This window comes from Pseudomonas sp. HD57-3 (assembly GCF_056113135.1).
The window spans coordinates 4,977,300-4,997,380 of record NZ_CM148568.1 but is presented as its reverse complement, the minus strand read 5'-3'; the positions used below and the strand labels follow the sequence as shown (position 1 = coordinate 4,997,380).

The 20,081-nt window shown below is 60.2% G+C and carries 22 protein-coding genes; 16 read left to right on the top strand and 6 right to left on the bottom strand.

Annotation, left to right across the window (positions count from 1 at the left end):
• The first annotated feature begins 173 nt into the window (after nucleotides 1-173).
• The 4 genes from AC0R79_RS22515 (at nucleotide 174) to AC0R79_RS22500 (ending at nucleotide 4,474) form a co-directional block, all read left to right on the top strand.
• Complete coding sequence (locus AC0R79_RS22515) at nucleotides 174-887, top strand: GntR family transcriptional regulator (RefSeq protein ID WP_007950828.1); 714 nt, start codon at nucleotides 174-176, stop codon at nucleotides 885-887.
• Nucleotides 884-1,882, top strand: a complete 999-nt coding sequence (locus AC0R79_RS22510) for an ADP-ribosylglycohydrolase family protein (RefSeq protein ID WP_474731741.1) — start codon at nucleotides 884-886, stop codon at nucleotides 1,880-1,882. Before AC0R79_RS22515 ends, AC0R79_RS22510 begins: the two co-directional genes overlap by 4 nt.
• 203 nt (nucleotides 1,883-2,085) lie before the next feature.
• A complete protein-coding gene (locus AC0R79_RS22505) occupies nucleotides 2,086-3,552 on the top strand; it encodes a purine-cytosine permease family protein (RefSeq protein ID WP_474731740.1) in 1,467 nt (488 codons plus the stop codon).
• Complete coding sequence (locus AC0R79_RS22500) at nucleotides 3,545-4,474, top strand: PfkB family carbohydrate kinase (protein WP_474731739.1); 930 nt, start codon at nucleotides 3,545-3,547, stop codon at nucleotides 4,472-4,474. Before AC0R79_RS22505 ends, AC0R79_RS22500 begins: the two co-directional genes overlap by 8 nt.
• Before the next feature lie 130 nt (nucleotides 4,475-4,604).
• Here the strand turns inward: AC0R79_RS22500 and AC0R79_RS22495 are convergent, their stop codons facing one another.
• The 4 genes from AC0R79_RS22495 to AC0R79_RS22480 all read right to left on the bottom strand — a co-directional run bounded on the left by AC0R79_RS22495 (nucleotide 4,605) and on the right by AC0R79_RS22480 (nucleotide 6,470).
• A complete protein-coding gene (locus tag AC0R79_RS22495; RefSeq protein ID WP_474731738.1) occupies nucleotides 4,605-4,985 on the bottom strand; it encodes a Rho termination factor N-terminal domain-containing protein in 381 nt (126 codons plus the stop codon).
• 88 nt (nucleotides 4,986-5,073) lie between these two features.
• Entirely contained in the window at nucleotides 5,074-5,328 is a 255-nt protein-coding gene (locus AC0R79_RS22490; RefSeq protein ID WP_011335416.1) for a hypothetical protein, read from the bottom strand.
• A 52-nt stretch (nucleotides 5,329-5,380) separates the two neighbouring features.
• On the bottom strand, nucleotides 5,381-5,725 hold the full coding sequence (locus tag AC0R79_RS22485) for a hypothetical protein (RefSeq protein ID WP_039770633.1): 345 nt from the start codon (nucleotides 5,723-5,725) through the stop codon (nucleotides 5,381-5,383).
• Between the two features lie 82 nt (nucleotides 5,726-5,807).
• A complete protein-coding gene (locus AC0R79_RS22480; protein WP_474731737.1) occupies nucleotides 5,808-6,470 on the bottom strand; it encodes an HD domain-containing protein in 663 nt (220 codons plus the stop codon).
• 227 nt (nucleotides 6,471-6,697) lie between these two features.
• Between AC0R79_RS22480 and AC0R79_RS22475 the strand changes: the two genes are divergently transcribed.
• The 11 genes from AC0R79_RS22475 (at nucleotide 6,698) to AC0R79_RS22425 (ending at nucleotide 16,006) form a co-directional block, all read left to right on the top strand.
• Entirely contained in the window at nucleotides 6,698-7,177 is a 480-nt protein-coding gene (locus tag AC0R79_RS22475; protein WP_085607298.1) for a GNAT family N-acetyltransferase, read from the top strand.
• Nucleotides 7,178-7,336: 159 nt separating this feature from the next.
• Complete coding sequence (locus AC0R79_RS22470; protein WP_375747669.1) at nucleotides 7,337-7,999, top strand: hypothetical protein; 663 nt, start codon at nucleotides 7,337-7,339, stop codon at nucleotides 7,997-7,999.
• Complete coding sequence (locus AC0R79_RS22465; protein WP_375747668.1) at nucleotides 7,996-8,490, top strand: PAAR domain-containing protein; 495 nt, start codon at nucleotides 7,996-7,998, stop codon at nucleotides 8,488-8,490. Before AC0R79_RS22470 ends, AC0R79_RS22465 begins: the two co-directional genes overlap by 4 nt.
• A 5-nt stretch (nucleotides 8,491-8,495) precedes the next feature.
• Nucleotides 8,496-9,224 carry an alpha/beta hydrolase gene (locus tag AC0R79_RS22460; protein ID WP_127799286.1) on the top strand — a complete coding sequence of 243 codons (729 nt, stop codon included), beginning with the start codon at nucleotides 8,496-8,498 and terminating at the stop codon, nucleotides 9,222-9,224.
• Nucleotides 9,221-9,754: a hypothetical protein gene (locus AC0R79_RS22455; RefSeq protein WP_127799284.1), complete on the top strand. Its 534-nt coding sequence runs from the start codon at nucleotides 9,221-9,223 to the stop codon at nucleotides 9,752-9,754. Before AC0R79_RS22460 ends, AC0R79_RS22455 begins: the two co-directional genes overlap by 4 nt.
• Nucleotides 9,751-10,704 (top strand): hypothetical protein, encoded by a 954-nt coding sequence (locus AC0R79_RS22450; RefSeq protein ID WP_474731736.1) that lies wholly within the window; start codon nucleotides 9,751-9,753, stop codon nucleotides 10,702-10,704. The genes AC0R79_RS22455 and AC0R79_RS22450 overlap by 4 nt, the downstream gene beginning before the upstream one ends.
• Nucleotides 10,705-10,811: 107 nt before the next feature.
• A complete protein-coding gene (locus tag AC0R79_RS22445; RefSeq protein ID WP_375747667.1) occupies nucleotides 10,812-11,801 on the top strand; it encodes a 2-dehydro-3-deoxygalactonokinase in 990 nt (329 codons plus the stop codon).
• 19 nt (nucleotides 11,802-11,820) lie between these two features.
• Nucleotides 11,821-12,441, top strand: a complete 621-nt coding sequence (locus AC0R79_RS22440) for a 2-dehydro-3-deoxy-6-phosphogalactonate aldolase (protein ID WP_474731735.1) — start codon at nucleotides 11,821-11,823, stop codon at nucleotides 12,439-12,441.
• A gap of 48 nt (nucleotides 12,442-12,489) precedes the next feature.
• Nucleotides 12,490-13,638 carry a galactonate dehydratase gene (gene dgoD / locus AC0R79_RS22435; protein WP_007950849.1) on the top strand — a complete coding sequence of 383 codons (1,149 nt, stop codon included), beginning with the start codon at nucleotides 12,490-12,492 and terminating at the stop codon, nucleotides 13,636-13,638.
• A gap of 193 nt (nucleotides 13,639-13,831) precedes the next feature.
• Nucleotides 13,832-15,142 (top strand): MFS transporter, encoded by a 1,311-nt coding sequence (locus tag AC0R79_RS22430; protein ID WP_273898538.1) that lies wholly within the window; start codon nucleotides 13,832-13,834, stop codon nucleotides 15,140-15,142.
• A gap of 60 nt (nucleotides 15,143-15,202) precedes the next feature.
• Nucleotides 15,203-16,006, top strand: coding sequence for an IclR family transcriptional regulator (locus AC0R79_RS22425; protein ID WP_007950852.1), 804 nt, complete (start codon nucleotides 15,203-15,205; stop codon nucleotides 16,004-16,006).
• A gap of 4 nt (nucleotides 16,007-16,010) precedes the next feature.
• Here the strand turns inward: AC0R79_RS22425 and AC0R79_RS22420 are convergent, their stop codons facing one another.
• A complete protein-coding gene (locus AC0R79_RS22420; protein WP_127799276.1) occupies nucleotides 16,011-17,063 on the bottom strand; it encodes an NAD(P)-dependent alcohol dehydrogenase in 1,053 nt (350 codons plus the stop codon).
• A 191-nt stretch (nucleotides 17,064-17,254) separates the two neighbouring features.
• On the opposite strand from AC0R79_RS22420, the gene AC0R79_RS22415 reads away from it, so the two are divergent.
• Nucleotides 17,255-18,145 (top strand): AraC family transcriptional regulator, encoded by an 891-nt coding sequence (locus AC0R79_RS22415; protein WP_007950856.1) that lies wholly within the window; start codon nucleotides 17,255-17,257, stop codon nucleotides 18,143-18,145.
• A 66-nt stretch (nucleotides 18,146-18,211) separates the two neighbouring features.
• Here the strand turns inward: AC0R79_RS22415 and AC0R79_RS22410 are convergent, their stop codons facing one another.
• Nucleotides 18,212-19,876 carry an electron transfer flavoprotein-ubiquinone oxidoreductase gene (locus tag AC0R79_RS22410; protein WP_085607280.1) on the bottom strand — a complete coding sequence of 555 codons (1,665 nt, stop codon included), beginning with the start codon at nucleotides 19,874-19,876 and terminating at the stop codon, nucleotides 18,212-18,214.
• Nucleotides 19,877-20,081 lie beyond the last annotated feature (205 nt).

Genomic DNA, 20,081 nt, shown 5'->3' with positions numbered 1-20,081 from the left:
TGTGGGAGCGAGCTTGCTCGCGATAGCGGTAGATCCGGCACTTTGATGTTGGATGTTCAGGCCTTATCGCGAGCAAGCTCGCTCCCACAATTCCCCTTATCTACCGAACCTTCCGTCACTTCCAGATAAATACTCCTTGCTCGTCCTGTCTTGTTTCGGTTATCACTTTGTACATGATTAGACAGGTACGATTTGACAAGAAACAACGGGTGGTCGACGAGCTCGTCCGACGCATCGAAAGCGGTCTCATGGAGGACGGCTTTCTGTTGCCCGGCGAGCATCAGTTGGCTCAGGAATTCAACGTCAGCCGTGGCACGTTGCGCGAAGCGCTGGCCGAACTGAAGCGGCGCAATTACATCGCCACGCAAAGCGGGGTCGGCTCCATCGTCACGTTTGACGGGGTGGTGCTCGACCAGCGCAGCGGCTGGGCCCAGGCCCTGGCCGACAGCGGGGCGCTGATCAATACCGATGTGCTGCGTCTGGAGGCCGTGACCCGCGAGGATCTGCTTCCGCGTTTCGGCTCCGATCAATTCATTCTTCTCGAACGTCGCCGACGCTCCAATGACGGCACGGCGGTGTCCCTCGAACGTTCTCTGATGCCCGCCACCGGAGGCCTGGAAAGCCTGCCGAGGGTCGGCCTGATCGACAATTCCCTGACCATCACCCTGGCCGCCTACGGCTACGTCGGCGAGCGCGGCGATCAATGGATCGGCGCCGAACCGCTCAACGCCGTGGACGCCGAACTGCTCGGCCGCCCAGAAGGCACGGTGTTCCTCAAGGCATTGCGCACCACCTACGACCGGCAGAACCGTTTCATGGAACAGGTCGAAAGCCTGCTCGACCCGGTGCATTTCCGTCTGCACCTGCAATTTGGAGAATCGAAATGACCGCCCTCGACCGTGCCTTGGGCGCGTTTTATGGCCTTGCCCTGGGCGACGCGCTGGGCATGCCGACCCAATCCCTGAACCGCGAAACCATCAAGCAGCGCTTCGGCCAGATCACCGACCTGCAGGACGCCGGCCCCTTGCAGCCGATTGCCGCGAACATGCCCAAAGGCTCGATCACCGACGACACCGAACAGGCGATTCTGGTCGGCGAGTTGCTGGTTGAAGGCAAGGGCCGGATCGAACCGGCGGTGCTCGCGCAACGGCTGATCGAATGGGAAGCCGAGATGCAGGCCAAGGGCTCGCAGGATTTGCTCGGCCCGTCGACCAAACGTGCGATCGAAATGATCCTCGCCGGCCATTCGCCGGAAGAGGCCGGGCGTTATGGCACCACCAACGGCGCAGCGATGCGCATCACCCCGGTGGGCATCGCGGCGGATGTCGCCGATCCCGAGCGCTTTATCGCGGCGGTGGTGCAGGCCTGTCAGGTCACTCACAACACCACGCTGGGGATTTCCAGCGCGGCGGCGGTGGCGGCGGTGGTTTCGGCCGGCATCAACGGTCTGGATCTGGGCGAGGCGCTGAACCTCGGTCAACAGATCGCCCAGCAAGCGGAAGCGCATGGGCACTGGGTGGCCGGCGGGCGCATCGCCTCGCGGATCAGTTGGGCGCGCAGCATCAGTGTCGAGAGCGACCCGGTGTTGCTCGCGGATCTGCTGTACGACGTGATCGGCACCTCGGTGGCCTCGCAGGAATCGGTGGTGGTGTCGTTCGCCCTCGCGCAGCAAGTCGCGGTCGGTGAAATGACGCCGTTCGATGCGCTGTGCATGGCCGCGAGCCTGGGTGGCGACACCGACACCATCGCCGCGATTCTCGGCGCCATGCTCGGGGCCTGCCTGGGCCTGCAGAGCTGGCCGGCGCCGATGATCGAGACGGTGAAGTCCGTCAATGGTCTGGAGCTGGAACCGTTGGTGCAGGGGCTTTTGGCCCTGCGTTGACCGGGCTGACGCCATCGCGAGCAAGCTCGCTCCCACAGGGGTAACGCCGTACTTGTGGGAGCGAGCCTGCTCGCGATGGACGCACCACAAACCCTGAATATTCACCCGCAATGGATCGTGCAGACAGGCCCAGGAAGGGCGGGATGTCTTGTCGTTCTGCGTCATTGCCACAACCACAATAAAGGCAAACAGGAGCATTTTTCATGAGTTCATCGAACGCCGGGCAAAGCGCCGGGCAGCTGGAAACCCGGGGCATCGAACCGGTGCCGGAAGGCGAGTGCAACGGTCATCCGCTGCAACTGTTCTGGGTCTGGTTCGCTGCCAACATTTCCATCCTCGGCCTGCCGCTGGGCGCCACGCTGGTTGCCTTTCGCGGCCTGGCGATCTGGCAGGCGATCATCGTCGCCATCCTCGGCGCTGCCGGTTCGTTCGCGGTGGTTGGGATCATCTCGATTGCCGGCCGTCGCGGTCGTGCGCCGAGCCTGACGCTGTCGCGGGCGATCTTCGGTGTGCGCGGCAATATCGGCCCGACGCTGGTGTCGCTGATGTCGCGCCTGGGCTGGGAAACCGTCAACACCACAACGGCTGCGTTCGTGCTGTTGTCGTTGTGCTCGATCCTGTTCGGCTCGCCGGTGGAAGCCAAAAGCGCGCCGGTGCTGACCCTGATCTTCATCGCGATTTTCGTGCTGCTGACCCTGTCGGTATCCGGCCTCGGCCACGCCACGTTGCTGGTGATCCAGAAGTGGGCGACCTACGTGTTCGGCGCCCTGAACATTCTGGTCGGCGGCTTCCTCTGCGCGACTATCGACTGGAGCGCGGTGTTCAACGCCACGCCGGCGCCAATCAGCGCGATGATCATCGGCATCGGCACCATGGCCGCCGGCACCGGGATCGGCTGGGCGAATGCTGGCGCCGACATGTCGCGCTATCAACATCGCAGCGTCAAAGCCGTGCGCCTGGTCGCTTCGGCGGCGTTCGGTGCGGGGATTCCGCTGGTGCTGCTGATCACCCTCGGCGGCCTGCTGTCGGTGGGCAACAACGATCTGGCGTCGGCGACTGACCCGATCGTGGCGATCCGCGACATGCTGCCGACCTGGATGGCCGTGCCGTACCTGATCACCGCATTCGGCGGCCTGCTGTTGTCGAACAACCTGTCGGTGTACTCCGCCGGCCTGACCACGCTGACCCTCGGCCTGAAGGTCAAGCGCGTGTACGCGGTGGTGGTCGACATCGTGGCGATCTTCGCCGGTTCGATCTACTTCATGCTGATCGCCGACAGCTTCTACGGCCCGTTCATCACCTTCATTTCCCTGCTGGCAGTGCCGATCACCGCGTGGGTCGGGATCTTCGTGGTCGACCTGATTCACCGTCACTACTACAGCCCGCAAGACCTGCTCGACGTCAGCCCGAGCAGCGCCTACTGGTACAGCGGCGGCATCGAGTGGCGCGCATTCGGCGCGTGGGCGATCGCGATCGTGCTGGGCTTCAGTTTCACCACCATCGGTACCACCGCCGAGAATGTCTGGTTCAAGGGCTTCCTGTCCGACTCGTGGCTGGGCCACAACGGCCTCGGCTGGATCGTGACGTTCGTGGTCGCCGGCGGCATTTACTTCGTACTCGGCGGGGCGAGAGATCGCCGCGCTGCGCAATCCGAGAATGCTCATGCCTAAGATGTTGCACACCGGCCAGGTCATCATCGACCTGGTCATGGCCGTGGATGCGCTGCCGCAAATCGGCGGTGACGTGCTGGCGCAGTCCGCCAGTTTCGAAGCCGGCGGCGGTTTCAATGTGATGGCTGCCGCCGCGCGTAATGGCTTGCCGGTGGTCTATCTCGGCCGTCATGGCAATGGGCGTTTCGGTGATCTGGCACGGCAGGCGATGAACGCCGAAGGCATTCGCATCGGCATCGAACAGCCTGCGGAACGCGACACCGGGATCTGCGTGGCGCTGACCGATGCGTCGGCCGAGCGCAGTTTCATTTCCTACATCGGCGCCGAAGGTGAGGTGACGGCGGCGGAGCTAAGCAGCGTTGCCGCCGAGGCGGGAGATTACGTCTACGTCAGCGGCTACAGCCTGCTGCACAGCGGCAAGGCCCAGGCGTTGCTGGACTGGACGCTGGCGTTGCCGAAGACGATCAACGTGGTGTTCGATCCGGGCCCGCTGGTGGAATCGCCGGACTCACCGATGATGCAAGCGTTGCTACCGCGCATCGATGTGTGGACCAGCAATAGCGTCGAGGCGCTGCGTTTCACGGGCGCGGCTGACATCGAAACCGCGCTGGACCGATTGACCGTGCACCTGTCACAGAATGTGCTGATGGTCGTGCGCGACGGTCCGCAAGGTTGCTGGATTCATCAGCGCGGCGAGCGTCAGCACGTGCCGGGTTTCAAGGTGCAGGCGGTGGACAGCAACGGCGCGGGTGACGCGCATGCAGGCGTATTCGTCGCCGGGCTGGCACAAGGACTGGCCGCTCACGAAGCCGCCCGGCGCGCCAACGCTGCGGCTGCGTTAGCGGTCACTCGGTGGGGCCCGGCGACCGCTCCTGGCACTGCGGAGGTTGATGTGCTGATCAGCAAAAAATGCACTGACTGAACGATCGCAATCGCTGGCAAGCCAGCTCCCACAGGTTTCAGTAGGGGGCGCAGTTTTTGCGAGCACTTTGATTTCTGTGGGAGCTGGCTTGCCAGCGATAAGGCCTTCAGGCGTTACATCCAGTCTGGACCTAGCCGGCTCTGCGCAACGCCGCAATCAACTCATCTTTACGCATCGACGAACGCCCGGGAATCTTCCGCTCCCGGGCCTCCTTGCGCAGGCTGTCGACCGTCTGCACTTCGCGTGAAGCTTTGCTATCGCGCGAATGTCCCTCGCGGCTTACTGTCGCGCGCCGCGCCGACTCCTTGCGATCCGCAGCTTTGGCGCTGGCCGGTTTCCGACGCCCGGAACCTCCGGCCTTCTCGCCGCCGCCGGACTGTTTGTTCACAGTCGCCCAGGCGCGAGCCTCGGCTTCGTCCTTGGACATCCCTTTGTTCTGATAGCTGTCTTCGATGTGTTCGGCTTTGCGCTTCTGTTCTTCCGTGTATTTGGCTTTGCTTCCACGAGGCATGGCGAGTCTCCTGGTGGTTGGATGAATCCCGGTATGAGCTGGCGCAGGCAATGCATTCGAACACTGCCTGCGCCAGTGACCGCAAGCGTCAGGTATCGAGTTTACGCGCCGCTTCCACACCTGCAGCGCTGAGCTTGATCGGCAGATTCAGCGAATGCTCTCCTGCTTCATTGCAAGTGATGTGTCCGTGGTGAATCAGTCCACGCTCCTGCAAGGCGGCGAGGGCACTGGCCACGACTTTCTCGCCGCGATAATTGTCCAGCACCTCTTTGCCGAGGCCGCTCGGGTGGGCATGCAGCAGGCGGGTGAGGACTTCTTTCTCCAGGTTTTTATCGACGTTCATGGTTACCTCTTCAGGGAAGTGGATAAGACACGTTGCGTGGATGAAGCACGGATCACTGTCCTGCGCCTTCAGAGCCCGAACCACCCGTGGTGGTTTTCGAGCCGACGCCGGGACCGGCGTTGTCGGGGGCGGCCGGAGCGTCGGGGGTGTTCATGCCGCCCTGGCGTCCGGGATCGCTGCCTTGGGTGCGAGGATCTGTTCCCGTGGCGGGTGGCTGATTGATCAGCGGTACACCCGAACCGTCGGTATTCATACCGGGGGCACTGTTGATGGCGGGGGCTCTTGGCTGGGTAACCGGATCGGTCGGTCCGGTACCGGCAGCGGTAGTCGAGGCGGCGAATACCGCCGGGCTGAGGAGGGTAGCGAATACGAGCGCAGTCAACCTTGACGAGATCATAGGGTGTCTCCAGTGATTGAAATCCTTACCTCCTTTTGGTCTGCCCTCGTGAAGGATTGGTGCCTGATGATCGACGAACGGTTCAGAAGGGCTGAGCGCTTTCGAGGCCGATCTCTTCCTTGAATTGCTCCATGAAACCTTTCAAGCGTCGATGACGGAGCTGTGCCAGACGTTGACCGGCAACGGTCTGGAAACCGTTGGCGAGGTGCAGCAGTTTGGTCTGGAAATGATCGAGGCAGAATCGCTTGTCGTCGTAGTCCCTTTCCCGGGCCTCGGGATCGTGCGGGTCGTATAGCGCACTGCCCATGCGCCCGGCGGTGTAGAAGGTGCGGGCGACGCCGAGCATGCCGAGGGAGTCGAGACGGTCGGCGTCCTGCACCAGTCGCGCTTCGAGGGTAAGCGGGGTGATGTTGGCGGAAAAGCTGTGGGCTTCGATGGCGTGGATGACGGCGTCGATTCTGGCTTCGGGCCAGTTCAGGTTTGCCAGCACCTTTGAGGCTTTTTCCGCTGCCAGGCGTGATGCCTGTGAACGCAGCGGCGAGTTCTTTTCCACCGCCACGCAATCGTGCAGCAACACCGCTGCCAGAAGGACTTCAAGATCGCCGCCTTCCTCGGCCTGCAAGGTGCGCGCGTTGTGCCAGACCCGTTGCAGATGCGAAAGGTCATGGGCGCCGTCTTCCGACGGTTCCAGCGCGTGGGGCAGCAGTTCGGCGGCGAGTGAGGCCAGTGGTTCGAATGCGTTCATGAATATCCTTCCAGCCAGACAAAAATCCCTGTGGGAGCGAGCCTGCTCGCGATGACGTCTGGTCGGTCGATGAAGGCTTCGACCTTACGATCGCCTCGCGAGCAGGCTCGCTCCCACATGAACTGCGGTGTTTCTGTGATTGAGTAGGGTAGTGTTTGCTTTGCCATGTGACGAGCGCCGCGCGCCGCCTTAGTATGGCGTTTTCCTTTTTCCGACAAGGCCCGTCCATGACGATCGAAATCCGCCCGGCGACCCCCAGCGATGCTCCGCAAATCCTCGCGTTCATCACTGAACTTGCAGACTTCGAAAAGGCCCGTCACGAAGTCATCGCCAGTGTCGCCGACATCGAGCGCAGCCTGTTCAGCGAAGGCGCCACCGCTCACGGTCTGATCTGCCTGCGCGACGGCGTACCGATCGGTTTTGCGGTGTTCTTCTTCAGCTATTCGACCTGGCTGGGCAGCAACTGCCTGTACCTCGAAGACCTCTACATCACCCCCGAACAACGGGGCGGCGGCGCCGGCAAAACCCTGCTGCGCCACCTCGCGAAAATCGCCTGCGCCAACGACTGCGGCCGCTTCGAATGGAGCGTGCTGGACTGGAACACCCCGGCCATCGAATTCTACAAATCCCTCGGCGCCCAACCGCAGGAGGAATGGGTGAGGTATCGCATGGATGGCAAGGTGTTGCGCGAGTTTGCCGAGGGCTAAGTAAATAGTGGCAATCTGATTACTGATTCGATTGTCCAAACCGCTCTGGTCCGGCATTCTACGCGCCATTTTTGCGCGCTCACGGACGACACCTGCAATGCCTCTGGCACTCTTTCTCCACGCCCGTGGAGCCTTCGCTGCGTCAACGAGTGACCGGCGATGAGCGGACTACGGGCGTCGATCCGCCTGTACGGTCTGGTCAAAAACCTCGGCTCAAGCGACAACCCGAACCGCCAACCGGTGGACATCCTCTGCACGGTGAATCGCATGGGCGGCAAAGCCATCCGTGCGTTTGTCTCGCGCCTCGATGCCGAGCTGATGACGCGCAGTGCGGGCTTCGATGACTACCGGGTGATACCGCTGCGCACGTTCGATCCGAACGGATTTATCGATGCGCATCAAGGATGGCTGGCCCTGCACGTGTGCTGCGGTTTTGTCGCGCCCGCCGGGCAATCGATTTTCCACCAAGGCCTGCTATCGCCGATGGGCTGGTACGTCTACTCGGAAACCGGCCGCTGGACAGCCGAGCGCTATCTGGAACTGGGCCCACAAATGGCCGAGCTGCTGCAAACCACCTACGACCAGCATCGACTGACCGGCTACAACACCTGGCTCAACAAACTCGACGACGCCACAACTGCAGAGTTGAACTGGTTTGCCGATGAAGCCTGGCAACAACTGCAAACCCTCACACCCCCGAACAGCCGCGAGCATTGTCACGCGCTGTTTGATTCCGTCGACAACCGCTGGCGTTTCGCCGCGACCGACGTCGATCTCTATCAGCCTCACCCGGAACCTCTGAAGCAAGGAGCTTTGAATTGAGTGGTAAACCCGCTGCACGCGTCACCGACCCAACCGCCTGCCCACTGCCTGGCCACGGCAACAACCCGATTGTCTCCGGCTCGCCGGACGTGTTCTTCGACGGACTCGCCGCTGCGCGCATGACCGATAAATCGGCGTGCGGCAGCCCGATTACCGGCGGTGTTTCCGCCACGGTCTTCATCAACGGCCTGAATGCCGCGATGCTCGACAGCACCGGCGGGCACGGCAATGTCGTGGTCGGTGGGTCGGGGACGGTGATTATTGGACAAAGCGGGGGAGGAGCGGCGTTTAGTGGGTTGTTGCCGATGCCGGTGCATTTCAATGATCGGATGCAGATCGTAGATGAATCTAGCGGCGAGCCGTTGCCCTACATTGCCTATGCCATCGAGCGGGCGGATGGGACGCTGGAGCGAGGAGTCACTGACGCTGGGGGGCATACTCATACTGTCAGTTCGCACCTCAAAGAAACCATCAAACTGTACGTGGAGTAATGCCGATGGGCGTCCAAAACGGAGCTGTTCAAGGATGCATGGGGAGACTGGTTGCCAGCCATGAGCTGACGACAAAAGAAGATCAGAAGGTCAAACCCGTTACGCTTGCCAGAGAAGTTGTAGCTTTTTTTATTGGTGGTGCGGGTGACTCGGAAAGTTACTATTTTGATGGGCCGAGTAACTACACTTTACGGGCTATGGAAGCCTTGGAAGGACGGTTGGGCGGGAAGTATGGCGATAAATTCCAGCCCTATTACATGGGCTACAACGACGCTAAAGGTGATTCCGATCTGGAGGAATTTGTGTTCTCCAGGCTTCCTCATAAGTCCGCGCACGTTTATATCGTCGGCCACAGTTTGGGTGGATGGAATGGCGCACACCTCTCGCAAATTCTGACTGATAAGGGTTACATCGTAAAAATGCTGGTCACATTGGACCCTGTAGGTGAAGGTGTGGGAGTGGCATTAATCTCGGACATATATTGGTCTGAACCAACCCCGAAGGCTGAAACGTGGATTAACGTTCGTGCCGAACCCGCCGAAATGGATAGAACCGATTTTGTGGCGTGGCTGGGTGGTAAATGGGATATCGAGTCAGGGCCTGACGTGATGGGAATTGTCAGGTTTCACCACTATTCAGCGAGAATCCTCTATGAAACCAAGCTGGAATGTGGCCAGTCCGCGTTGGACCTGTCTGCTGAGTCTATTGCAGGTTACTTGGGAGCAGGTCAATGAGGTTTGTCATTTTATTCGTGATCTCGATACTTTGTGCCTCGTGCGCGAAGTCTAGTGGAATCCCCCCCGCACTGATTGAATTTGATTCAATAGTGCCTCATCAGGATAGTGTCTATTTTGATGTTGGATTTCATTCCAATACGGAACTGCTGGAGCTGTTTTGGCGTGAGAAAAAAACCAATAGCTATGATCAGGTGTTCATTTGCGCGTTGGCCGATGATGCCGATTTCTCTATTGAGCACACAATCTCGAAGGCTGCAGTGGGTCTGATTGAAGAAAACAAGATGGCTTTGAACAAAGAGCGATTCGACTATATAGCCAAGATCTCATTTAGAGACGTGGCGAACAACAAGGCAAGCTCTAGATATCTAACTCGTGACGCGCTGCGCGGCTTGCTGGCTGATAAGACGCATGTCCCTTGTAAAGTCATTGTTACCGCGACTGGTTACAAGGCGTACTACACAGGGTTACTGTATATTCCGGTTAATGATATTTTTTCTGCTTTATCGGGTAATCCGAATGTTCAATGAAGTATCCTGCTAGGTTTCTGATCGTCTGCGGTCGGTTTGTGGAGTTTTGTGAGTTGTTGGGAGCGGTGATGGCAAGGTTGCTTTTGGTTGTTTTGTTTGCGATGTGTACCTCCTGTATGCAGTTGCATGTACCAGCGCCCCGGATTGAATTTACATCTATTGAATACAAGGGCGGGTATTACAATTTTCGCTTCCGGTCTGACAGGGATTTGGTCAATTTATACAGGGCGCATGGTGTTAATGAGCAGGTCGGCACTTGGTTGAAGTGCTCGCTGGATGGTGATGTTGATTTTTCCATACTTCACAAAATTCGTCTTTACGGTGATGGTGTCGTCCACGATGTTCATATTGTGGAGGGTGATCGGCGTTATGAGTTTGATGTGTGGTTCAGGTTTGAAGAGGATGTTGATCAGGGTAGTAGTTCCAGAACAATCAGAAAGGAGGTGTTGTTGTCGTTGTTGGGCAAGCAGGACTATATTCCGTGTCAGGCAACAATAACGGCTACTTTTTATAACGCTTATTATTCGAAGGTTATGTATGTTCCCACCTCTCGGATTGTTGCTGAGGTTGAAAAAGTAATTACAGCGCCGGAGTATGTAATATTGCCGCCAGAACTTCGGCCGCTATCATGGCTGCAGTTTGAGCAAATTTGCATTACGGAGAGACGCTACCACGCAGGAGATACCATCGTTCATGGCGGCGTGTGCAGTGGCCTGCCTTACAGTGGGTTATTAAGTTCGTTTGCACCGCTGAATGGCAAATTCCGAATTGTCGATGCCCAGACGCGAAAACCCCAACCGAACGTGCGCTACATCATCAAGCGTCCGGATGGAAGGGAAGAAGAGGGGCTGAGTGATGCTCAGGGCGATACACATGTCTTTGGTTCGAATTACCCTGAAAGTTTCAAGCTTTGCTTGTTTGACGAAGGGCTGGAAGCCATGACGATGTAGATTTGGCGTGTCCCAAAATATGGGATGCAAAATTACATATTGAGATTTCACACTTGAGAGGTCTATAGTCCAGCTCACTCACTGCCAATAACAAAACAGGTGAAGCGATGCTGGCGCAATTGATCGCGCTCGATTGGGGGACGACCTCACTACGTGCTTACAAACTCGCGGCGGGCGGGCAGGTGCTGGCGCAGCGGTCGCTGTCGTTCGGGATCATGCAGTTGCCGAAGACGCCGAGGGTCATCAACGGTCGTGAATGCTCCGACGGTTTTGAACTGGCGTTCGACGAGGCGTGCGGCGACTGGCTCGACGCGCAGCCCGACTTGCCGGTGATTGCCTGCGGCATGGTCGGCAGCGCCCAGGGCTGGCGCGAAGCGTCCTACCGCGATACGCCGGCCAACGTGGCCGATCTCGGAAAATCCCTGCAAACCGTTCGCAGTCTTCGCGGTGTAAATGTGCACATCGTGCCGGGTGTGATTCAGCGTTCGACGCTGCCGAACGTGATGCGCGGCGAGGAAACCCAGGTCCTCGGCGTCCTGCAGAATCTGCCGGTCGAGGCGGGCAACGATCTGCTGATCGGCCTGCCGGGCAGTCATTCGAAATGGGTGGAAGTGGCCGATGGCTGCATCACCCGTTTCGACACCTTCATGACCGGCGAAGTGTTCGCCGTGCTCAGCGAGCACAGCATTCTCGGCCGTACCCAACAGCACAGCGCGACGTTTGACGCCGAGGCCTTTGATCGCGGCGTGCAGGTGGCGTTGTCGGCAGAAGGCGAAATCGGCGTGCTGTCGACCCTGTTCAGCGCCCGCAGCCTGGGCCTGACCGGTGCACTCGGCGCCACCGCGCAACCGGACTATCTGTCCGGCCTGCTGATCGGCCACGAGCTGACAGCATTGGCCGCCGTGCAACGACGCCGGCGCAACAGCACACATCTTCCTTCGATCATCCTCATCGGCAACGCGCAGTTGTGCGCCCGCTACAGCCGTGCCCTCGACGCCTGCGGTTTCGCCCGGGTGACCCTGGCCGAACAGGCCACCGAGCGTGGTCTGTGGCAACTGGCGCTCGCCGCCGGACTGATCGATTCCTCATCCCGTTAACCCTGACTGGAGGCCTGACATGCTCAAGCAAGCACTGGCGCAAAACGGTCTGATCGCGATCCTGCGCGGCCTGCATCCGCAGGAAGCCGCCGCTGTCGGAGAAGTCCTGTATGCGGCCGGATTTCGCGTCATCGAAGTACCGCTCAATTCCCCTGCGCCGTACGAAAGCATTCGCATCCTGCGTAAGACCCTGCCCGCCGATTGCCTGATCGGTGCCGGCACGGTGCTGACCCCGGAACAAGTGGAATTGGTGAAGGAGGCCGGCGGCCAGGTCATCGTCATGCCCCACAGCGATGCCAAGGTGTTGCGGGCTGCGAAAGCGGCGGGGCTGTACCTGTCGCCGGGCGTTGCCACACCGACCGAAGCCTTTGCGGCACTGGAGGAGGGCGCGGACATTCTCAAGCTGTTCCCGGCCGAGCAGATGGGCCCTGCGGTGGTGAAAGCCTGGCTGGCGGTGTTGCCGGCCGGGACGATTCTGGCGCCGGTCGGCGGCATCACGCCGGACAACATGCAGGCGTTCATCGACGCTGGCGTCAAAGGCTTCGGCCTCGGGTCCGGGCTGTTCAAGCCGGGCATGACGACTGAGCAAGTGGCGGCCAATGCCAAGGCCTACGTGGCGGCCTGGAAAGCCCTTCGCTAAGACTTTTCCGGCGCTGCGTGCGCTGCATCTAACAAGAGAGACAAGCAGATGAAAATCACCAAACTCACCACCTTCATCGTCCCGCCGCGCTGGTGCTTCCTGAAAGTCGAAACCGACGAGGGCGTGACCGGTTGGGGCGAGCCCGTGGTCGAAGGGCGCGCCCATACGGTCGCCGCTGCTGTTGAGGAATTGTCCGACTACCTGATCGGCAAAGACCCACGCAATATCGAAGACATCTGGACCGTACTGTATCGCGGCGGCTTCTACCGGGGCGGCGCGATCCACATGAGCGCGCTCGCCGGTATCGATCAGGCGCTGTGGGACATCAAGGGCAAGGCCCTGGGCGTGTCGGTCAGCGATCTGCTTGGCGGTCAGGTGCGGGACAAGATCCGCGTGTATTCGTGGATCGGCGGCGACCGTCCGGCGGACACCGCGCGAGCCGCGAAAGAGGCGGTGGGCCGTGGTTTTACGGCGGTGAAAATGAACGGCACCGAAGAGCTGCAATTTCTCGATACCTTCGAAAAAGTCGATCTGGCGCTGGCCAACGTTGCCGCCGTGCGTGATGCGGTCGGGCCGAACGTCGGCATCGGCGTCGACTTCCATGGCCGGGTGCACAAACCCATGGCCAAGGTGCTGATGAAGGAACTCGACCCGTACAAACTGATGTTCATCGAAGAGCCGGTGCTCAGCGAAAACTACGAAGCGCTGAAGGAGTTGGCGCCGCTGACCAGCACCCCGATTGCCCTCGGCGAGCGGCTGTTCTCGCGCTGGGATTTTAAACGGGTGTTGAGCGAAGGTTACGTCGACATCATCCAGCCGGACGCATCCCACGCGGGCGGCATCACCGAGACTCGCAAAATCGCCAACATGGCCGAAGCCTACGACGTGGCGCTGGCACTGCACTGCCCGCTGGGGCCGATCGCATTGGCGGCGTGTCTGCAACTGGACGCCGCTTGTTACAACGCGTTTATCCAGGAGCAGAGCCTGGGCATCCATTACAACGAGAGCAATGACCTGCTCGACTATGTGAAGGATCCACGGGTGTTCGACTACGACAAAGGCTTCGTGAAGATCCCGAACGGCCCGGGCCTGGGGATCGAGATCAACGAGGAATACGTGATCGAACGCGCGGCAGTCGGCCACCGCTGGCGCAACCCGATCTGGCGCCATGCCGATGGCAGTTTTGCCGAGTGGTGAGTCGCTGACTCTCTGCCGTGAGCTCGACGAGAACTACGAGATCGTTCCCACGCTCCGCGTGGGAATGCAGCCCGGGACGCTCTGCGTCCCAAAAGCGGACGCAGAGCGTCCATAGAGGCATTCCCACGCAGAGCGTGGGAACGATCTCGCCTGCTAAATCCGACCTCAATAAACATAAGAAGAGGCGCTCCCCATGCAACCGCAAACCCTCACCGGGCAAGCGACGTTAGTCACGCCCAGCCGCAAGCGATTTTTCATCATGGTGTTGCTGTTCATCACCGTGGTCATCAACTACCTCGACCGCAGCAACCTGTCGATTGCCGCCCCGGCACTGACGACGGATCTGGGCATCGACCCGGTGCACGTCGGGCTGATCTTCTCGGCGTTCGGCTGGACCTACGCCGCCATGCAGATCCCCGGCGGCTGGCTGGTGGATCGGGTGCCGCCGCGCATCCTTTACAGCGTCGCGCTGCTGTTGTGGTCGCTGGCCACGGTGATGCTCGGTTTCGCCGCCAGTTTCATCGCCCTGTTCGTGCTGCGCATGGCGGTCGGTGCGCTGGAAGCACCGGCGTATCCGATCAACAGCCGCGTGGTGACGACCTGGTTCCCCGAGCGTGAACGGGCCACGGCCATCGGCTTCTATACCTCCGGGCAGTTTGTCGGGCTGGCATTCCTGACCCCGGTGCTGGCGTGGCTGCAACATGAATTTGGCTGGCACATGGTGTTTGTCGCGACCGGCGCAGTGGGCATCGTGTGGGCGGCGATCTGGTACGCGGTGTATCGCGAACCGCGTGATTTCAAAGGCGCCAACCAAGGCGAAATCGACCTGATCCGCGAGGGCGGCGGGCTGGTGGATATCGCCGCCGAAACCGCCAAGGTGAAGGCGAAATTCAGCTGGACCGATCTCGGCATCGTCCTGAGCAAACGCAAGTTGTGGGGGATCTACCTCGGCCAGTTCTGCCTGAACTCGACGCTGTGGTTTTTCCTGACCTGGTTCCCGACCTACCTGGTGAAATATCGCGGTATGGACTTCATCAAGTCCGGCCTGCTGGCGTCGCTGCCGTTTCTCGCCGCGTTCATCGGCGTGCTGTGCTCCGGGTTCTTTTCCGACTTCCTGATTCGCCGTGGTTGCACCGTCGGGTTTGCGCGCAAGTTGCCGATCATTGGCGGGCTGTTGATTTCCACCTCGATCATCGGCGCCAACTTCGTCGAATCGACACCATTGGTTATTGCCTTCCTGGCGCTGGCGTTTTTTGGCAACGGGCTGGCTTCGATCACCTGGTCGCTGGTCTCGACACTGGCGCCGGCGCGGCTGCTGGGCTTGACCGGAGGGGTGTTCAACTTCATCGGCAACCTGTCGGCGATTGCCACGCCGATTGTCATCGGCTTCCTGGCCAGCGGCGATTCGTTCGCCCCGGCGATCACCTACATCGCGGTTCTGGCATTGATTGGTGCTTTGTCCTACGTGCTGCTGGTGGGCAAGGTCGAGCGCATCGAGTTGTAGTCGGCCATGCCGGGCGACCATAATGCCGCCCGTTCCCTCGCTCAACGCTAAAGGCTGGATATGCAGGAAGACGCCCCAAAAACCGCCAAGGACGCCGCGCCGACCGGCACCCAGACCCTGCTTCGCGGGTTGGGTGTGGTGCAGGCCGTCGCCAGTGGCGCCCGCGATCTCAAAGAGATTGCCCGCCTGATCGGCACCACGCGCAGCACCACCCATCGTCTGGCCAGTTGTCTGGTGGACGAGCGTTACCTGCGCGTCGTGCCGCAAGTCGGTTATCTGCTGGGGCCGAAGCTGATCGAACTGGGTTTCCAGGCGCGTGAAGAATTGCCGCTGGTGACGTTGGCCGGGCCTTATCTGGACGAGTTGTCGGCGCTGACGGGGGACACCGTTCACCTGGGAATTCGCGAAGGCGACGAGGTGCTTTATTTGCTGAAGAATCCGGGGCGCAACGGCCCGGAAATGCGCTCGCGGGTCGGCCATCGCATGCCGCTGGCGCGGACCGGGATCGGCAAGGCGCTGATGCTGGATGACGCGCCGCAGGACTGGCAGCGTCTGTACGACATCAGTCTGCCGGCGGGTGGGAAAAGTCAGTTCTGGCCGCAGCATCCCCAGCAGTCGTGGGAGCAGCTGGAGCAGCGGATGACCGAATACGTGGCCGGCGGCTACGCGTTCGATCTGGAAGACAACGAACCGTCGATCCGTTGCGTGGCGGCGCCGATTCGCGACGCGAGCAAGCGCATCGTCGCGGCGATCAGCATCGCCAGCACCGTGCCGTACATGCCACTGGAAAAAATGGCCGAGCTGATTCCCCTGATCAAAGGGGTCACGGCCCGGCTCTCGGCAGAACTTGGCTTGAAGGTCTGAGGAATCAGAGCTTCAGCGTCGCCATGTCGATGACGAAACGGTACTTCACATCACCGGCGATCATGCGGGCGTAGGCTTCGTTGATCTGGCGGATGTCGAGCATCTCGATATCGCAGCTGATGTTGTGCTCGGCGCAGAAATCCAGCACTTCCTGGGTTTCGGCGACGCCACCGATCAACGAACCGGCCAATACGCGACGACCCAGCACCAGTTTCGCGGCGTGGACCGGCGGATCGATCGGTTCGATCAGGCCCACCAGAATGTGCACGCCATCGAAGCGCAGGGTGTCGAGGTACGGGTTGAGATCGTGCTGCACCGGAATGGTGTCCAGCAGGAAGTCGAAACGACCGGCTGCAGCTTTCATCTGCTCTTCGTCGGTGGAGACGATCACATGATCGGCGCCCTGACGACGACCTTCCTCGGCCTTGCTCGCCGAGCGGGTGAACAACGTCACTTCAGCGCCCATGGCCTTGGCGAACTTGATGCCCATGTGGCCGAGGCCGCCCATGCCCAGAATCCCGACCTTGTCGCCGGCCTTCACGCCGTAGTGCTTGAGCGGCGAGTAGGTGGTGATGCCGGCGCAGAGAATCGGTGCGGCAGCCGCCAGATCCAGTTTCTCTGGAATGCGCACCACAAAGTGCTCGCTGACCACGATGCTGTCCGAATAACCGCCCATGGTGTTGCTGCCATCGACCCGGTCGGGCGTGGCATAGGTCATGGTCGGGCCTTCGAGGCAGTATTGCTCGAGGTTCGACTGGCAGGCTTCGCAGGTGCGGCAGGAATCGACCATGCAGCCGACGCCGACCAGATCGCCTACCTTGTGTTTAGTGACATTCTCACCGACGGCGGTGACTTTTCCGACGATCTCGTGGCCGGGCATCAACGGGTAAACGGCGATGCCCCATTCGTTGCGCGCCTGGTGGATGTCGGAGTGGCAGACGCCGCAGTACAGGATCTCGATGGCGACGTCGTCGGCCCGTGGGCTGCGGCGTTCGAATTTCATCGGGGCGAGGGGCGTGGTGGCCGTTTGAGCGGCATAGCCGATGGCGGTGTACATGTGAAACCTCGCAAAAGCAGTGACAAGTGAGGCGGCGCATTCTGGGCGCCGTCCGGTCGTCCGGCCATGGCGATTCCTCCGGGTGTCATGCCTAATCCTCCGGCATGCGGGGTTGATCAGTCGCATTGGCAAAAGGATCTGCGATGATGCTTTCATCCCTTTTTCCGTGATTTTTTCTGAAGAGCCACCCGATGCAATTGACCCGTCACCTTGATGCCAACGCCACCTTGGTTTCGCTGATCGAACCGCTGGCGCTGCGCGATGGTTACAGCCAGACCGGGCTGCCGGGCGTGCAGGTGTTGCGCGCCAGTTGCGACGTCGCCCGTGGCCCGCACATTTATGAACCGAGCCTGATGATCATCGCCCAGGGCAGCAAACTGGCGTATCTGGGGCCGCGCACCATGGAGTACGGCGCCGGGCACTACCTGATTCAGGCGTTGCCAGTGCCGTTCGAGTGCGAAACCTACGCGTTGCCGGACGCGCCGTTGCTCGGCGTGTCGGTGGCGATCGACCGGGTGCTGCTCGGTGAACTGGTGCTGGCCATGGGGCTGGCGCCGGGACGGCATATTCCGGCGCAGACACCGGAGTCGATGACTTCGGTGGTGCTCGACGATGACATGCGCGGTTGCGTCGAACGCCTGCTGCGCTGTCTGCACGATCCGCTGGAATGCCAGATTCTCGGGCCAGCACGGGTGCGGGAGTTGTTGTTCGTCGCGTTGCGCGGACCTCAGGCTGATGTGTTGCGGGCATTGGTGGAGCAGCAAGGGCAGTTTGCCCGGGTGGCGGCTTCGATCAGCCATTTGCACTCGCACTACACCGAACCGTTGAACGTCGAGACGCTGGCCAGTTGCGCGAACATGAGTGTTTCGACCTTTCATGAGCATTTCAAACGCAGCACGTTGCTGTCGCCGGTGCAGTATCTGAAGCGTTTACGTTTGTTGAAGGCGCAGACATTGCTGATCGCCGAGGGGCTGGGCGTGGCGCAGGTGGCGCATCGGGTGGGGTATCAGAGCACGTCGCAGTTCAGTCGCGAGTACAAACGCTATTTCGAACGCAGTCCGGGGGATGAGCGCGCGGCTTGATTTTCACCAAATCGCAGGCAACAAAAAGGCCCCCATAAAGGGAGCCTTGATGTTCAGCAGATCGACTTACATGTTCGGGTAAGTTGGGCCGCCGGCGCCTTCCGGCGTCACCCAGGTGATGTTCTGCGAAGGATCCTTGATGTCACAGGTCTTGCAGTGCACGCAGTTCTGGGCGTTGATCTGGAAGCGCTTCTCGCCGTCTTCCTTGGTGATCACTTCATACACACCGGCCGGGCAGTAGCGCTGTGCCGGCTCGTCGTACAGCGGCAGGTTCTTGCTCAGCGGGATGGTCGGGTCGGTCAGTTTCAGGTGGCACGGCTGTTCTTCTTCATGGTTGGTACCGGAGATGAACACCGAGCTCAGCTTGTCGAAGCTGATCTTGCCGTCGGGTTTCGGGTAGTCGATCTTCTTGCAGTCGGCCGCGAGCTTGAGGCAGGCGTAGTCAGGCTTGGTGTCGTGCAGGGTGAACGGCAGTTTGCCGCCGAAGATGTTCTGGTCCAGCCAGTTGAAACCGCCGCCGACGATGGCGCCGAACTTGTGGATCGCCGGGCCGAAGTTGCGGCTGGCGAACAGTTCTTCGTAGAGCCAGCTTTTCTTGAAGGCGTCGACGTAAGTGGTCAACTCTTCAGTGCCGTCCTTTTCAGCGAACAGCGCATCAGCCACGGATTCAGCGGCGAGCATGCCGGACTTCATCGCAGTGTGGCTGCCTTTGATCTTGGCGAAGTTCAGGGTGCCGAGGTCGCAACCGATCAGCGCGCCGCCCTTGAACACCATCTTCGGCAGCGAGTTCAGGCCACCTTTGCAGATTGCACGTGCGCCGTAGCTGATGCGCTTGCCGCCTTCCAGGTACTGCTTGAGTACCGGGTGATGCTTGAGGCGCTGGAATTCGTCGAACGGCGACAGGTAGGTGTTGCTGTAGGAAAGATCGACGATCAGACCGACTACAACCTGGTTGTTTTCCAGGTGATAAAGGAAAGAACCGCCGGTGTTCTCGGTGCCCATGATGTCCATCGGCCAACCGGCGGTGTGCACCACCAGGCCTGGCTGGTGTTTGGACGGGTCGATTTCCCAGATTTCCTTCAGGCCGATGCCATAGTGCTGGGCGTCGGCATCACTGTCGAGGTTGTAGCGCTTGATCAGTTGCTTGCCGATGTGACCACGGCAGCCTTCGGCGAACAGCGTGTATTTGCCACGCAGTTCCATGCCTGGGGTGTACAGGCCTTCTTTCGGATGACCTTCGCGGTCTACGCCGAGGTCGCCGGTGATGATTCCGCGCACCACGCCGTTTTCATCGATCAGCGCTTCCTGAGCGGCGAAGCCCGGGTAGATTTCCACGCCCAGGTTTTCGGCCTGCTGAGCGAGCCAGCGGCACAGGTTGCCGAGGGAAATAATGTAGTTGCCTTCGTTGTGCATGGTCTTGGGCACAAAGAAGTCAGGAATTTTCTGCGCGCTTTCGGCGTTTTTCAGCACGAAAATGTCATCGCGGGTGACTGGCGTGTTCAGCGGGGCGCCGAGTTCTTTCCAGTCCGGGAACAGTTCGTTCAGGGCCCGTGGTTCGAATACGGCACCGGACAGGATGTGTGCGCCGACTTCGGAGCCTTTTTCGACCACGCAGACGCTGATTTCCTTACCGGCTTCGGCGGCCTTCTGCTTCAGACGGCAGGCGGCGGACAGGCCAGCGGGGCCGGCACCGACGATGACCACGTCGAATTCCATGTATTCGCGTTCCACAGGCTATCTCCTACTCAAGGCTCAACAGTTTTTTTTCTAATTTGGAGGTTCGGTGTCGTATCCGTTATTGCCTTTACGTTAACGTCAAGGCTAATAATGGGCAAACCACCTTTCTCTCTAGGCGGCGCATTATATCTACACCACTCCTAGCGTCCAATACAAACGTTTGTTTGAATCGGCTCCAGCCCAGAGAAATCAAAGAAGC